Here is a 15,891-nt window from a genome sequence, read left to right as displayed (position 1 = left end):
GTAGTGCTTTAAATGGTGTTTAGGGAGTCTTTATAACTGATAAAATAAAGAAGTCCCAGATATAACTTATCCTGCTGCTGGTTTTGGAAAAATGCTTGTAAGTCGGTAAAATAGGTATTCAGGGAATCAGAGGTGTTGTATATTCTTGCGATATAGTCGCTAATGATATAGGCAGGGGTGGTTTTAAAACCATCGGATGGCGGATCGAGACTAAATGGATTTTCTTCCATTTTGGTATTCATTGTTGCGGGCGTTACTTTAAACGAAGCAGAAACATTATTACAATCTTTTGCCTGTTGACAATCTACTGTTGCGTTTAACGGTAGCGTAGGATATACGACTTTACTATCCTTTAAAATGTTCAGATAGGGGATATTCATATTTAATACCATATTGGCTGTTGCCTTTCCTTCCAGTACACAAGGGAGTGTACTCAGGGAATACATATAATTAAAAGCACTCACCGGAATACCGCCCATTTTAACCACCAGTATTTTATAGGTACCATCAGTACCATTTAAAAGTGCTATTTTATCGGCTAATGCCGGATTGGAATAGTCGATTATTTCAACCGAATGGGTTGCTAAATCCCCTTGAATGGCCGGTAGTTGTGTTACCATTTCATTTAGGGTGGTAAGGTCTGGTGCTGCTCCGGTTAAGAGTTCATCTAAAGAGTCGTAGGCCGTATCCGGTATGTTGGCAATGTTTACAATAATAGCACCTCGTTGCTGATTTCCGGAGCCAAAGCGTTGTGCATAACGAACAGCTGTAATCAGATCGAATAATACATTTTGAGATCGGATATTCGGGCTGGCATCTGTTACTCCCGATGCTTCGCTTCCACCAATTCCGTAGACCGGTAGCAGGTTAATTGGATTTTCAGTTGATTTGGAAGCGTTTATGATGGTTTGATACGGAACATATTTGTCTTGGCTGGTCCCGGTAAAAGCATTTTGCGGTGGCGGTTGTGCCGGATTGATAAAATAACCTCTTTTTTTTTGATATGTTGCAGCTCCTAATACCGCTACCGTTTCAAGTAAGATAGGGTCTGCTATACCAAAACGTTGGATCGTATTTTGTTGTGGCCATTGATACGGTTGTAGTTTTAAAAAGAAGCTTACATTCACACCCGGATCTGTATTTGTAGGAGCATTAGCCAGATTGGTACTTTTTTTGTCATAACCTCCGGTAAATCCAAAATATTTAATCGGGTAGTCGGCAATATTCGTTTTAAAATAAGTTAAGGGAATCATGGAGGCATCTACCTTGGGATCGGTACTTAAGGTTACAGTTACCGGATTGTTGCCATTCGGCATAAATCCGGGAATCAATTTGGAAAGTTTATTGGCAGTTAGATTGTCTCCTTCACTTTCGGCATAGACGACTTCGAAGTTATGATTAAAACCCAATTGAATTAAACGATACATGATCATCACTGTATTGGATTGATGTCCCATTCCGGAGGTATCGGTAACATACACCCGGATGGTTTGATTTTCGGCACTCGATAGAAAATCGGAAATAATGGTAAGCTGTTCCTGTGCGCTGTCTTCTGTAATAGCAGCAACATTGTCAACTAATGCTTGTATTTGGTCGGTTAAAGACATGGGGTTCTGTTTTAATTATTTAATTTTTGACATAAGCACCATACCATCCCAGACTTTCGGGTTTGGCATCGGAGGCCGGATTTCCGAACAGCATAAAACTGATGTTACCACCCGGCGGAAACGAAAGGCTAAATACGTCCAAAGCGATATTGTTTATTTTCATCAGATAGGCGATGCTGTCGGTTCCGGTGGCTGTTTGTAGCATAATAGAACCGATGTTGAGTTTGAGTACGCCCTGTAAGCTAAAGGATGGCGCCTGCGGATTAACACCCGGGAGTTTTACACCCGCCCAGGCTCCTTTGGCGCCAACACACCAGGCCATCATAAAAGAGGAGGTAAAACCAGCCGAACTGGCCAAGGCGCCCAGTGTTCCCATATTGAGGTTAAATACCAAAGCATACCATTCGCCGCTTACGCTTTGCTGGTTTTGTAATTCCGGCATCGATACATTGAGATAACCCTGTTGGGTAGGCGTATCGCTGTTGTTTCCCCAACTGATTCCCGAAAGTTGTAACGGAAAGTGGGAATATAAACTGTCGGCACGTGGTGTGCTTTGTCCGATGTCGAATGCCATTTGTCCGATATCAAAAGTAAATGTTTTGACGGTTGGCGTTTCCAGCTGAAACGTAAGGTCAATATACATATTGGAATAGGATAGTCCTTTAAAATGATTGTTCTGACTGCCCGCTTCGGTACCAAATGAGAACAGGTCAAAGCCATCCAGTTTGGTATAATTGATAAAGCCCCAGAACGAGAATTTCGAGTAAACGGTGCTGCTTCCTTCATCATCCTGTGGCACTACAGTTACAAAGGTGGTTTTTATGATTTCGACTTCCGTAATGATGTTGGTGTTAACCAGATTCAGGATATTATCGGACGTATTCATAAACGTATACGACGGTACGCCATTACTGTTTTCGTAGGTTCCGGTTAATATGATCAAATTGTTCCGATTGCTGGAATCGATTTTCTCACCAAATAATTTGTTGACGGTAAGTGCGAGATAGCTGTTATAGTTGTAAATTTTACTATTGGTAAAGACTATTTTTAATTGCAGGACGACAAAGTCATAATCAACCGCACCGTTAATGGGCGCTTTGGCTTTATAGACATCCGGATTTGATCCCAGGCCATAAAAGGTCTGATCCTGATAATCGATCAATGCGAACATCGAACTGCTGGGTTGCATGGCCACTTTTCCGTTGTCGTTGTTCACGATGCTGATGTCGATTCCGAAATGATGGGCATAAAAGCGACTTAAATCGATTCCGGCTAATAAGCCTTGTAATTCAACCGGGAAATCCTGTACGCTAATGTCTACCGCCAGGGATATAACGCCTTGCCAACTCGGATTGGTCGCAATATTGTAAAAGTTGGCATAATCGAGATCCTTTCGGACGGTATATTGATCCATACCGCTTTGGATATATTGTTGGAGCCACATACTCAGATTCGGAAGGCCGCTATTGCTGGTGTCGTTAAAAGTGTCAGGCGAATTCCATCCCTGTATGTTTTGTACTTTGTCGATTAAGGCACCGGTACAGAATTTAAAAATCAAAACGTTTTTATATTTCCCGTTGGTTGGTTCTTTCGGAACGTTAAGGATAAAAGGCCATTCGGCGATTTCCATTTCATTACTGAAATTATCCAGTACATAAGTACCATCGCTGAGTTGTTCATTGTAGGATATCACCAGAAATAACTGGTTGGATTGCAATGCGGTTTGTAAGGTCGAACTCGCCGGAGTAAACTGAAGGTCAAAAACCTTAGACAAGGTTCCTTCGGCTGTCATAAACTGATTACTGGCCAGTTGCAATACATCCCAAACGCCGGTTTGCTGGTTTACATTGACATAAAAACCCTGTGGACTGGTGGATGATATTCCGGTATCTTCGGTGGCGGCACGTGCGCTGTGTAATCCATTTGGAGCTGCCGATATATTTTGTTTTTGCATCGCCTGTGCAATCAGGTTTTTTCGCGTCGGATTTAAGATCTGTTTTTCAAATAAGGAATAATCAACAGTAGCCGAGGAACTCGTTTGTACGTTTCCATACGGAACCATCGGAACATAAATGGTTTCCTGAGCGGCGGATAAGACACCGGAACCGGTAACTAGATGATCAAATAAAGGTGAACTAACATCCTGTGTCGGCGCGAATAAAGCAGAACCCTGAGGTTGCGCATGGTAAACAATTGGCGTTTTATTGGTGTTGACCATTACGATTCCACTCCAGGCGGTATCATATTGGTAGGACAACCATTCCTGAGTGGTGTTGCTTCCTACGACATTTTGCGTTGCCTGAATGGGAAACTGAGGCGCATAGGCATACTGATTCGGATTAAAATACAGCCAGTCTCCGGTTCCGGTTATAACAAGGGAAGCGTCTATAAATTGCGGTGTAAAACTAATCGTTTCCGTAGCACTAAGTCCGCACATCAACTGCATTTGTTCCTGAGTATCGACATAGGATTTATAGGCACTGTCCAGTGTTAGCGTAAGCGCACCCTGTGGCACCATATACCATATGGCCGATTGGTTACCGGGGCTTTGCTCACTAAAAACGAGTAGGCCGCAATTGGCTTCCGGATAGTTTTTGGAGGTGCCGATATCGGAAAAGTTGGTATACGGGATCAATTGTATCGGATAGCCAAAATTCGTCTGATAATAGGAAGAAAGTGACGTAAGCCGATAGCCTTTTGTGTTGGTGTTATAAGTGGTTCCTAAAAAAGCCAGATAGGAGTTGAGTCCGTTTTTGTTTAATAAATCACAGGGGAAAATACTGGCCTGCATCTGGATCAGGTCATTCATATTACCGGGAACGATTTGCGAATAATTGATCACGGTAGGCGTATTATTATTGGTACTGTCCGGGAAACAATATTGTTGGGCTACGTTAAAGCTCGTAAAATCGGAAGCGGCGTAAAAGCCCAATACAAAACGAAAATGCCCTTGACCTTTTCCGGTAAGGGGTATTTCGATGTTCCCCATGATCTGAGACGATGAGGATTGATTGTTCGGACGGAAGGTGTAATTGTTAGCACCAATCTGCCCGGATATCAGAAACGTATTGTTGGTAAAATCTATATTGAGTGCGACACTGCTATTACTAATAAACAGGGTTGCATAGTTATTGCCGAAGTTAAAATTGTAAGTACTTAAAACAGAATAAGCACCATTGGTGCCGCCTGTTAATATAAGCTGAGTGGTATTACTGGTGGTAAGTGTGGCATTCGGGTCTTTAAACCAAACTACCGAAGCCGATTGATAGGTTTTTAAAGGGCCTAAAAAGGTGTAGACATTGTTTACGAACGTGGTCGCATCCAGTGTTGGACTACTATAAGCAAATAAAAAGTAGCCATTATAATTGGGTAATTCTTCCAGTGTAAGTGTATCGCTTTCCGGAATGGAAACACCTTTTGCCAGTAAATAAGCAAACCAGTACGAATTATCGCTGGCAACATATAAAGCGGCATTTCCGGATGTGGTATTGGTAAATTGTAAACTTGCCATATCGGTAATGAACTTAGGTTAAGTAAAAAATAGTCCGCTAGTTCCGGCAAGTTTGTTTGCGATTCAGTTTGGAATATACCAGCCTACCAGATCGCCCATAAAGGGATAACGGGTATTGTTGGCCGAAACGGAATAGCTAAAATCACCTTTTAAAGTGGCAATTAACGGAGGGTAAACAAGATTCAGGGTTAGGGTTCCGTTTGCCGAACCAAGTCCGGCTTTTACGTCAAACGGATAAACAGGATTGGTTCCGGTTAAGGAAACGATTCCAACGATTACCGTATTGAGCGTTAAGGTGCATACCACAATTTTACCGGTACTGTCGATATTGTATTGTATGGAAAGATCGCCAAAATAGCGAATGCCTCCCGTACCGGGTTTAATGATCGCGGTACTATCCTGATACGTATAGGAAGGAATTTCCTGGGCTGTGGTAGTCACAGGCAAGCCCGTGAGTATGCCCAAAAGCAATACCCAAAAGATACAAGTATGAAGCCTGTTTGAAACAAGCCTAGTGATCTTAGTGGAGAACATTTGCAAAACCCAGGAAATTTTCCGGTATATCAGTCAGGATTATGACCAGGTCGCTATTTGTTTAGAGAAAGCCGTTTCGTTTTGACCTTGCTGATCGGTAGCACGTCCACTGGCAAATACCTGACCGGAGTCAAGTCCGAATTGTGCTCTAAAAGTCATCGTGTCAATTTGTAAGGTTTGTAAACCCGCTTGAAACTCAACATTTGTAGCAGTTGGTTGTACCGGCGATAGTGTAACCGAACCTAAATCACCTGCTGGTGAAGTAAAAGTAGTTGTGGATACTTGCATTCCGGATACAATAGATACAACAGTAGTCGCCTGAATACTGTTTACTAGCAAAGTCACTTGTGTGTAAGGATAAGTTGCCATAGTTTTTTGTGTTTGTTGGTTGATTCTTACTCGTAAGGCTTTTCAGTAACGCCCCGTTTTTTTAGTGGTTTCTGGACTCCACGATTTGCGATGTTAAAAGAGTAAATTTGAGCGCTTTTTGCTAGTGCAATGTAGAATCCTTTTAAAAAAAGGGGCAACGTATAATTACCTGTTTTTAATGATTTTTAAATAAATTGCGATTTTTTAATTTGTATTATTTCGCAAAATGAGGTTTTAATGATGTGATTTGGAATATTTTAAAACTAAAAAGTTACATTTTGTATTGAAATTTAAAATAGCTTTATCTTTTAGAAAAGTGTTTGGCAGACAAATGACTTTGCTATAAAAGATTTTCTATCATATTTTAAAATACAAACCCAAGAATATTTCCAGCTCTTACTAACGACACTCGTTACAATCGCAGAGACGGATAAGGAGAAACTAAAAAAATAGAAACGATCTGATATTATTACAATAAAAAAACCGGCATTGCCGGTTTTTGCTATTCTACACATTTGAGGTAGTTTATAAAATAATTTTCGGGATTATAGACCGTGTCTTTAAAGGTATCCGATCGGAGTTCCTTATGCATGACATAATCAATGACTTCGGAAGCAAATTTAACCCGAACCAAAGTAATCGGATATTTTTTCAGATCTTCATAACCGTCTTTCGAAAACAGAAAATAACTGTTAAGAATCGAAATGTTATCGCGCTCAGCCGAATTATAGGTCAGGTTGCTACAATTTTCATCAGAACTGTTAATCAAGGTAACAATCTTACCGTTGGACAATTGCAGAAAAATTCGCGAAGCAGCATTTACGCAGGTCGCTTTGATAAAGTCTTTACTCTTTTTAAGGATATGAAGGTTTAAATAAGGCGTTCCATCTGAATTAACCAATGAGAAAAACACAAAAGTGGAGGTTGTTCCAAATACGTTTTCATGAATCAGGTAGTCCGGTGTTTTTTTGATCAACGTGGAATCCGTTTTTTCATCGTAATCGTATTCACATTTAATCGTTTGCGAATAGGAGTATAGGCTTAGGAAAAAGAACAGGCTTAGAAAGAGTTTTCTCATGGTAATCTTAAATTTTGCTGCAAATTACTATAATTTTTTCATTGTCGATATTCGTGGTAAAAAAACAATACGCATTTCCACCGTCTTTAATTTTCCATTTTTTACGGAGTTCTTCTACCGATAACGGGAAATTACGGGTGGTGACATTGAATTGTTTGCCTTCGATATGGCTTTTGATTTCGGTTTTCTGATACGGAACTACTACTTCGATTCGGAAACGACGTCCGGGAAAATCAAGTGGCGCATCGGAAGTGTACAAATGCGAATGTGGATGTAATTTTCCGATTTTATAAATAGCACTCACCGCATCGAAAGCACCGGTTTTAAGGATGGCGCTATTGGGTTCGTACAAATACTGTTTCGGCATGGAATAGGTTGCCGACATTGATTGATCATAAATCGTGCTAAAGACTGTTTCACCATCTTTGGTAAGTGCAACGGCATGGATTTCAATCGGACCGGCATAGTCTTTTTCAATTTCCCATAACAGTTCTTTTACTTCATTGTCGAGCGCAACAACATGAATTTTGCGAACAAAGCGCAATTCGGATAAACCGGCTTTAATATCGAGTAAAGGTGCCGTTTTGATCAGTATGTGGTCGCTATATTGAAAATAAAAATCCAGCGAATCGGGTACGTTTGGCAAACAATCCCGTAGCATAAATACTTTGCCTTTGGCGTCGTTACGACGGGAAGGATCGATATAAATCCAATCCCAACGAGTATTCAACTTTTGAATGACATCATGACTATCACCTTGCTGACAATCAATGTTTTTTATATGTAATTGGGTGTAATTATGCGCAACGATTTCCGATAATTCCGGATTGATTTCACAATGGGTAACCTGTTTAAAGTGTTGCGCAAAATAATAGTCATCAATACCAAAACCACCGGTCAGATCGATAAGCGTATTGCCTTGAATCAGGGTTGCTTTATACGCAGCGGTTTGTTCCGATGAAGTTTGCTCGATCGATATTTTTTGCGGATAAATGATATTTTCAGCAGTAAACCAGGTGGGGAGTTTCTCTTTTGCCTTGCTTTTGGCCTGTAACTGGTTTAAAAGGTCCGGCCAGCTGATTTCCGGAAACGGGTTCCGGCGCAATGCCAGTTTTTTAAGATCCGCAAGGTAATTCTGGTTGATAAAATCCTGTACGTCCGGTTGTAACAACGCTGGTATCAATACTAAATGTTTTTGGTGAAAATTTTAATAATCTGGTTATCCGGGAAAAATTCTTTCCCGATTACTTTTAAAACGGTATATAAAGGAACAGCTAAAATCATTCCGAATACACCAAAAAGCAGCCCAAAAATAAGAATTACCAGGAAGATTTCGAGTGGATGTGACTTAATACTGTTTGAAAAAATTATCGGCTGACTAATATTATTGTCGATTAACTGTACCACCATAAAACCGATCATCACATAAATAGCGGTCGGTAGCATTTCGGTTTTAAAATCGGTTCCCAGATTGCTAAGTAGTGTTAACGTAAGCGCTAACACGGTTCCAATTAGCGGACCGATATACGGGATGATGTTCAATACGGCACATAAAAATGCGATTACAAAGGCGTTTTCGATACCAAAAATCAATAATACAATCAGGTATAAAACGAATACGATAAACAATTGCAATAACAAACCGATAAAATAGCGGGAAAGTAACTCGTTGATTTTTTCTACCGACGACAGGATTTTGTCTTCATGTTGATCCGGTAGTATTTTTTTTGAAATCGAAATAAAAAGATCCTGGTCTTTTAAAAAGAAAAAGGTGATAAAAAATACCGACGCAATTCCAACGCCAAAACTACTTAGCGTTCCAATCAGGGAATTTAAAAAATTCGGAATAAGGTCAAAGTTGATCTTTGAAGTCCAATTCGAATTTTCCATCAGTTTTCCGGCATCTATATTATGATCATTAAGATAAGAACTGATCTGAAAAATAAGATTATTAAAATCCTGTTCCATCGAAGCGGTGTTCAAAAGAGACAGATTTTGTCCTTGTGACAATAATAATGGAACAAACATCATGATCAAACTCACAGCGATCAGAATAAAAATGATCATCGTGGTTACCACGGCCAACGTATGACGGAATTTTAAACGCTTTTTTAAGATATTCATAATCGGCGTTCCGATCAGGCTGATTACCAGCGCTACCAATAGATATACGAATACGGATTGTACCTGATATATAAAAAATAATAACAGGGTAATCAAGGCCAGTTTTACCGCGGCACTCACAATTCCATTGGAGATTTCTTTAGCGTTCATAGTATCTTTATTAGGAAAACTAAGATAAAAAAAAAACTCGCTATTACAGCGAGTTTTAAACTTTTAAATCGGAAGTTTACGGTTGCGCAAATGAGTTACGCGGTCCGCCTGTTGCAAAAGTAGCTAGCATTCTCGATTTTTGTCCGTTACTAAACATATACATTGCTGCATCGTCTACATAATCCATATAGTTCATCGTCATTTCAACCGGAGTTCCCGAACAGGTACTGTAGTGTGGATAAGCCGGAACGCCGTAGTTTGGTGCGTTGTGAGTAGGTGTATCGGCAACTAAATCGTTTCCGCAGGTTGCATCACCCCAAATATGTCTTAGATTCATCCAGTGACCTACTTCGTGTGTAGCGGTTCTACCTTTGTTAAACGGAGCGGTTGCGGTTCCGGTAGTTCCTAAATATTTAGAGTCGATTACCACACCGTCTGTTGCGGATGATCCACCCGGGAATTGTGCATATCCTAAGATTCCGCCACCAATTGTACATACCCAAAGGTTTAACTTGGTTGTTGGCGAAGTAGGATTAAGTCCTCCCTGTGCTGTTTTTTTCATCGCATCATTGGTTCCCCATGACGTTTTGGTTGTCGATTTACGATTCACCACATCCAATACGAAAGAAATTCCAACATTGGCTTTTACGCCAGCAAATAAAGCCGGTACCGATCCGAAGTCAGTATTGGTGGCATTAAAATCTCTGTTTAAGACATCAATTTGCGATTGGATTTGTGCCAGTGAAATGTTTTCAGCGGTAGTACGATACAACACATTTACAACTACCGGAATTTCAATTTTCCCGTTTACAAGTCGGTTCTGAAGCATGGCACGTTGCGTGAACTCTTCAATTTCATTCATTTTAATAGCCAGACTCGGATCATGACGCAATTGTTCTTCCAAAACCTGATGCGAAGCACAACCTCTTTCGGTTAGTTTGGCACCCGTTGCAGAATCGTTTACACTTGCTTCATCTTTGTCACACGAGACTAAGAATAACAGCACTGCTGCTGATAATAATAGTTTTTTCATAATAAAATTGTTAAATAGTTATGATATTTGGTTAAATATTAACACAATAATATAACAAAAAAATAAATTATAAAAAGATTACCTTAAAAAAGTGATTAAAAATTAAGAAATTTTATAAAAATGTGATTAATCCACAGTTTGTTAATTAATTTGTAAGAAGCTATATCGGTAGCCTAAACGATCTGGACAGGACTATTTTTCCAAATGCTTTTAAGCATAAGGATTATAATAGGTCGCTATTTTAAATGGAAAGTTTTCCCGATCTTTTATACGAACGGGTATAGATAATGGAAACGTTTTGGCTAAAACGAGGCGTTTTTGAAAAAAGACTGTTCCGTCAGGTTTAGTTTTTAAAAGCGTAATTAACAATATTCGCGCCCATTTTTAAGGCTTTTTGACGTACTTCGAAGGGATCGTTATGTACTTCCTGATCTTCCCATCCGTCGCCAAGGTCGGTTTCGTAGGTGTACATACATACCAAGCGATTGTCGATAAAAATACCGAAAGCCTGTGGACGTTTATTGTCGTGTTCGTGTATTTTAGGTAAACCGTTCGGAAATGGAAAAGGTTGTTGGTAGATCGCGTGGTTGTTTGGAATCTCCGTTAACGGGTTATTCGGGAAAATTCGTTTTAGTTCCCTGCGGATGTATTGATCCATACCATAATTATCATCAATATGTAGAAAACCGCCGGAAGTGAGGTAGTTTCTAAGATTGGTAACATCATTATCGCTAAAAACAACATTTCCGTGACCGGTCATATGAATAAAAGCATACGAAAACAGATCCGGACTTCCCGCTTCGACGATAGCCGTTTTAGGATTGATTTTGGTGTGGATGTTCTGATTGCAAAATTTAGCCAGATTGGGTAGGGAAGTAGGATTCCCGTACCAGTCGCCACCGCCACTGTATTTTAAAACGGCGATTTCCTGCGAAAAAGCCAATGCTGTAAATCCGATACTTAAAAGTAAGAATAATTTTTTCATCCGAATCGCTGTTATTCGTTAGCGTATACAATACTATGGCAGGCTACAATAGCCGCTGTTTCGGTGCGTAGTCGCGTGTTACCCAATGAAACCGGCATATAGTTCAGTTCCAGTGCGCTTTGTATTTCTTTTTCCGAAAAATCGCCTTCCGGACCAATCAGAACGGTATATTTTTCGTTGGACTTGATGGCGTTTTTAAGCAATGTTTTACTGGTTTCTTCACAATGGGCAATACACAAATTTCCTTCGTGTTTTTGTGCTAAAAACTGCTTAAAAGTTATCGGCTCGTTGAGTTTTGGCAAATGAAACTGTAACGATTGCTTCATAGCCGACTGTATGATTTTGTCAAAACGCTCGGTTTTGATCGTTTTTCGTTCCGAATGATCACAAATAATCGGAGTGATTTCGTTTACGCCAATCTCGGTTGCCTTTTCTAAAAACCATTCGTAACGATCGTTCATCTTGGTTGGTGCAACAGCCATATGAATATAAAATCGGTTCGGTTCAAAGAAGTCGGAATGGGTGATTCGCACCGTACATTTTTTGTCGGAAGCCAATATGATTTCTGTCGTAAATAAATACCCTAAACCGTTGGTTACTTTTAAAATATCACCTTCCTGTTTGCGTAAAACTTTAACAATATGTTTGCTTTCTTCCTTGTCGAAAGAAAACTCTTTTTGTTGCTCGTTTATTTCGGGAGTATAGAATAACTGCATATTAAAATTCGATCCGTGCTTTCGATACTACCGAAGCATCGTTAAACTGGTTTTCCAAAAATTTATGATAGCCCACAATTCCGATCATCGCGGCATTATCGGTTGTATATTCGAATTTAGGAATAAACGTTTTCCAACCGTATTTTTGTTCGGCTTCTTTCAAGGTCGTACGGATTCCCGAATTGGCCGATACACCTCCGCCAATGGCTACTTGCTTGATTCCGGTTTCTTTGACAGCCATTTTAAGCTTGTCCATCAAAATCTGAATAATGGTATACTGGATCGAGGCACAGATGTCTTCGATGTTTTTTTCGATAAAATCCGGATCCTGGGCTACGTTTTTCTGAACAAAATACAATATCTGCGTTTTTAATCCGCTAAAACTAAAATCCAATCCGTCCACTTTGGGTTTGGTAAACGGGTACGCTTTTGGATTCCCGGACTGTGCATATTTGTCTACCAATGGTCCTCCTGGATACGGCAATCCCAGGATTTTAGCACTTTTATCAAAAGCTTCCCCAACGGCATCGTCGGTTGTTTCCCCAATAATGGTCATGTCAAAAAAGCTGTCTACGCGGACAATCTGCGTATGACCGCCGGAAATGGTCATCGCCAGAAACGGAAATTCGGGTTTATCGTAGTTGTCTTCGTCTATAAAGTGCGCTAGGATATGGGCATGCATATGGTTTACGGCAATCAGCGGTACATCCAGTGCCATAGCCAGTGATTTCGCAAAGGAACTGCCTACCAATAACGATCCCATAAGTCCGGGACCTTGTGTAAAGGCTACTGCTGAAATCTGATCTTTTTCTACGCTGGCTTTCTTTAGCGCCACGTCGATTACAGGAACAATATTTTGCTGATGCGCACGCGAAGCCAACTCCGGAACTACACCACCATATTCTTCGTGAACCGACTGTCGGGCAACGACATTCGACAGGACTTTATTGTCCTTTAAAACAGCCGCCGCGGTATCGTCGCACGAACTCTCGATAGCTAGTATATATACTGGTGATTTTGTCATAAAAAAGGCACGAAATTTGAATGTATTTTCCATCGACTGTATTATCTTTGAAATGTAAATTCGGGCAATAAAAAAATAATAGTTTTATTCCTACGAATTGCTTAAATTTACGAGTCGATCCGACAAATTTAAAACAAATAGGACTATCAAAAAATTAAAAAAAATACTATTTCGCGTAATTGTAGGTTTAATCCTGTTTTTACTACTGTTGGGTATTGCCTTGTCATTACCTTTTGTACAAACCGAAATAGCAAAATATGCGACCAAAGAACTGAATAAGGAATTTGGTACCGATATGCATATTGATAAAATTGCGATTACTGTTTTTGGAGGCGTAAAAATCAAAGGAATTTATGCGGCCGATAAACACAAGGATACGCTGTTCTATATCAACCGACTTCAGACAAATATTCTCGACTTTAAAAAACTTTCTAACGGTAAACTGATTTTCGGAAAAACCAGTATTGATGGTTTGAATCTGAAAATGAAAAAATACAAAGGCGAGGATAAAACCAACCTTGACGAGTTTATTGCGGCTTTTGACGATGGGAAACCGGGAACCGGAAAGTTCCTGATGAAAGTGGCACAAATGAATGTTACGTCCAGTCGCTTCCGTTTGATCGATGAAAATCTGGAACACCCGAAAGTACTCGACTTTACCAAACTTAACGGTCAGTTGGATTTCTTTAAAATCAAAGGTCCGGTGGTTACGGCCGATATCAAACAATTGTCCTTGTTGGATCACAGAGGATTGCTGGTGGAAAATATGGTGACGAATTTTACCTATTCCAAAGAAAATATCCGTCTGGAAAAACTAAACCTGAAAACCAAGGAGTCGACCTTGATCGGGGATGTGATCATGAAATACAAACCGAAAGACTTCTCGGATTTTAATAACAGAGTCGTGTTCGATGTCAATATGGAAAAAGCTTCCGTTTCGTCGAATGAACTGAATTATTTCTATAATGAATTCGGTAAAAACCTGCGTTTCTATCTTTCCACGCATCTTACGGGAACACTGAATAATTTTACCACACACGACCTTCGATTGTTGGACACGAACGATTCCGAAATTATCGGAACAGTCAACTTTAAAAACCTTTTTAATAAAAAAGGGGAGTTTTACATGAAAGGGAATTTTGATCGGGTAACGTCCAATTATACCAATCTAAAAGGAATTCTACCGCGCGTATTGGGGAAAAGTCTCCCGGAAACGCTCCACAAATTGGGGCGCGTGGATTTGGTCGGTGGCATTGAATTGACCAAAACAAAGATTGATGCCGATATTTATCTGATGTCCGGATTGGGTGAACTGAACACGCAGTTGGTCATGACCAATATCAATAATATCAATAACGCGACGTACAAAGGCGTTATTTCCCTGAACAATTTCGATATCGGAATGCTTGCCGGAGAAAAAGATCTGGGAAGAGCGACTTTGGATCTGGATGTAAACGGAAAAGGATTTAATAAAAAATATCTCGACACTAAGCTTAAAGGAAAAGTTCAAAGTCTGACGTATAATAAATACACTTACAGGAATATTACGATCGACGGAGAAATGAAAATGCCTTACTTTAAAGGCTACCTGAACAGTAATGATCCGAACCTGAAAATGGATTTCAACGGATTGGTGGATATGAGTTCGCGTATGAAGAATTACGATTTTCAGGCGCAAATCGATTATGCCGATCTGCATATGTTGAATTTTATGAAAAAAGATACCCTTTCCATTTTTAAAGGGGAATTAAAATTCAACGCCAAAGGAAATACACTCGACGATCTGGCCGGAAAATTAAATGTGATCAATGCATCCTATCAGAACAGTACCGATAGCTATTTCTTTCAGGACTTCCTGGTGGAATCGGTTTTTGACGAACAAAACGTCCGAACGATAACGATCAATTCACCCGATATTATTCAGGGGAAAGTGGTTGGAAAATATGAAATCAAGCAGGTGCGTAAGATTATTGAAAATGCACTGGGAAGTTTATATGCGAACTATTCGCCGAATAAACTCAAACCCGGGCAGTTTCTGGACTTCGACTTTACGATCTATAACAAAATTGTAGAAATCTTCCTGCCAAAGGTAATTGTAAGTGAAAACACCATTCTAAAAGGAAAAATTGATGCCGATAAAGGCGATTTTCAGTTGGATTTTTCGTCGCCTAGTGTGGTGGCCTATAACAATACGTTTGAAAACATCCGTATCGACGTGGATAATAAAAACCCGTTGTATAATGCCTATGTCGAACTGGATAGTATTAAGACAAAAGGCTATAAAATTTCAGATTTTAGCTTGATCAATGTAACGATGAACGATACGCTTTTTGTCCGTTCGGAGTTTAAAGGCGGACCGAAAAACCAGGATTTCTTTAACCTGAACTTGTATCATACGATCAACGAAAAGAACCAGTCGGTTGTGGGTCTTAAAAAATCGGAAATCAATTTCAGGGATTATCTGTGGTTCCTAAACGAAAAAGATACCAAAGACAACAAAGTTGTTTTCAATAAAAAATTAACGGATTTCGCGATCGAAAAAGTAATCCTGTCGCATAATGACCAGAAAGTGGAACTGGAAGGTGTTTTAAAAGATTCGACCTACAAACAGTTACGCCTGTCGTTTAATGATGTCGATCTGGAAAAAGTGACACCGGCTCTGGAGAATATGTCGTTTGGCGGAAAACTAAACGGTGAAGTCAATCTCGAACAAAACAAAGCCATTTATTTACCAACAGCGGCTTTAACGGTCGATTCCCT

11 protein-coding genes and 1 pseudogene are annotated in these 15,891 nt (G+C 39.9%); 1 reads left to right on the top strand and 11 read right to left on the bottom strand.

The window, feature by feature from the left end:
• Positions 1 to 8 precede the first annotated feature (8 nt).
• From Q1R07_RS09085 to tsaD, 11 genes are all read right to left on the bottom strand, one after another.
• Complete coding sequence (locus Q1R07_RS09085) at positions 9 to 1,607, bottom strand: hypothetical protein (RefSeq protein WP_300488902.1); 1,599 nt, start codon at positions 1,605 to 1,607, stop codon at positions 9 to 11.
• Between the two features lie 19 nt (positions 1,608 to 1,626).
• On the bottom strand, positions 1,627 to 5,118 hold the full coding sequence (locus Q1R07_RS09080; protein ID WP_300488899.1) for a hypothetical protein: 3,492 nt from the start codon (positions 5,116 to 5,118) through the stop codon (positions 1,627 to 1,629).
• Positions 5,119 to 5,181: 63 nt separating this feature from the next.
• Positions 5,182 to 5,559, bottom strand: coding sequence for a hypothetical protein (locus tag Q1R07_RS09075; RefSeq protein WP_300488896.1), 378 nt, complete (start codon positions 5,557 to 5,559; stop codon positions 5,182 to 5,184).
• 132 nt (positions 5,560 to 5,691) lie between these two features.
• A complete protein-coding gene (locus Q1R07_RS09070; protein WP_300488893.1) occupies positions 5,692 to 6,021 on the bottom strand; it encodes a hypothetical protein in 330 nt (109 codons plus the stop codon).
• 502 nt (positions 6,022 to 6,523) lie between these two features.
• The gene (locus Q1R07_RS09065) at positions 6,524 to 7,099 is read right to left on the bottom strand and encodes a hypothetical protein (protein ID WP_300488890.1); all 576 of its coding nucleotides are present in this window, start codon (positions 7,097 to 7,099) and stop codon (positions 6,524 to 6,526) included.
• Positions 7,100 to 7,106: 7 nt separating this feature from the next.
• Positions 7,107 to 8,282 carry a class I SAM-dependent methyltransferase gene (locus tag Q1R07_RS09060; RefSeq protein ID WP_300488888.1) on the bottom strand — a complete coding sequence of 392 codons (1,176 nt, stop codon included), beginning with the start codon at positions 8,280 to 8,282 and terminating at the stop codon, positions 7,107 to 7,109.
• Between the two features lie 2 nt (positions 8,283 to 8,284).
• Positions 8,285 to 9,373 carry an AI-2E family transporter gene (locus tag Q1R07_RS09055; protein ID WP_300488885.1) on the bottom strand — a complete coding sequence of 363 codons (1,089 nt, stop codon included), beginning with the start codon at positions 9,371 to 9,373 and terminating at the stop codon, positions 8,285 to 8,287.
• Between the two features lie 76 nt (positions 9,374 to 9,449).
• Positions 9,450 to 10,406 (bottom strand): zinc metalloprotease, encoded by a 957-nt coding sequence (locus Q1R07_RS09050; RefSeq protein WP_300488882.1) that lies wholly within the window; start codon positions 10,404 to 10,406, stop codon positions 9,450 to 9,452.
• 343 nt (positions 10,407 to 10,749) lie between these two features.
• Entirely contained in the window at positions 10,750 to 11,391 is a 642-nt protein-coding gene (locus Q1R07_RS09045; RefSeq protein ID WP_300488879.1) for a DUF4159 domain-containing protein, read from the bottom strand.
• Between the two features lie 11 nt (positions 11,392 to 11,402).
• The gene (locus Q1R07_RS09040) at positions 11,403 to 12,107 is read right to left on the bottom strand and encodes a 16S rRNA (uracil(1498)-N(3))-methyltransferase (RefSeq protein WP_300488877.1); all 705 of its coding nucleotides are present in this window, start codon (positions 12,105 to 12,107) and stop codon (positions 11,403 to 11,405) included.
• 1 nt (position 12,108) lies between these two features.
• Positions 12,109 to 13,131, bottom strand: a complete 1,023-nt coding sequence (tsaD, locus tag Q1R07_RS09035; RefSeq protein ID WP_300488874.1) for a tRNA (adenosine(37)-N6)-threonylcarbamoyltransferase complex transferase subunit TsaD — start codon at positions 13,129 to 13,131, stop codon at positions 12,109 to 12,111.
• Positions 13,132 to 13,351: 220 nt separating this feature from the next.
• On the opposite strand from tsaD, the pseudogene Q1R07_RS09030 reads away from it, so the two are divergent.
• Positions 13,352 to 15,891: pseudogene (locus tag Q1R07_RS09030) on the top strand (translocation/assembly module TamB); the annotation flags it as partial.

This window comes from Flavobacterium sp. (assembly GCF_030146175.1).
Classification (GTDB): domain Bacteria; phylum Bacteroidota; class Bacteroidia; order Flavobacteriales; family Flavobacteriaceae; genus Flavobacterium.
Note: the sequence above shows the minus strand (reverse complement) of the source record. Positions and strands in the feature narration are given on the sequence as shown.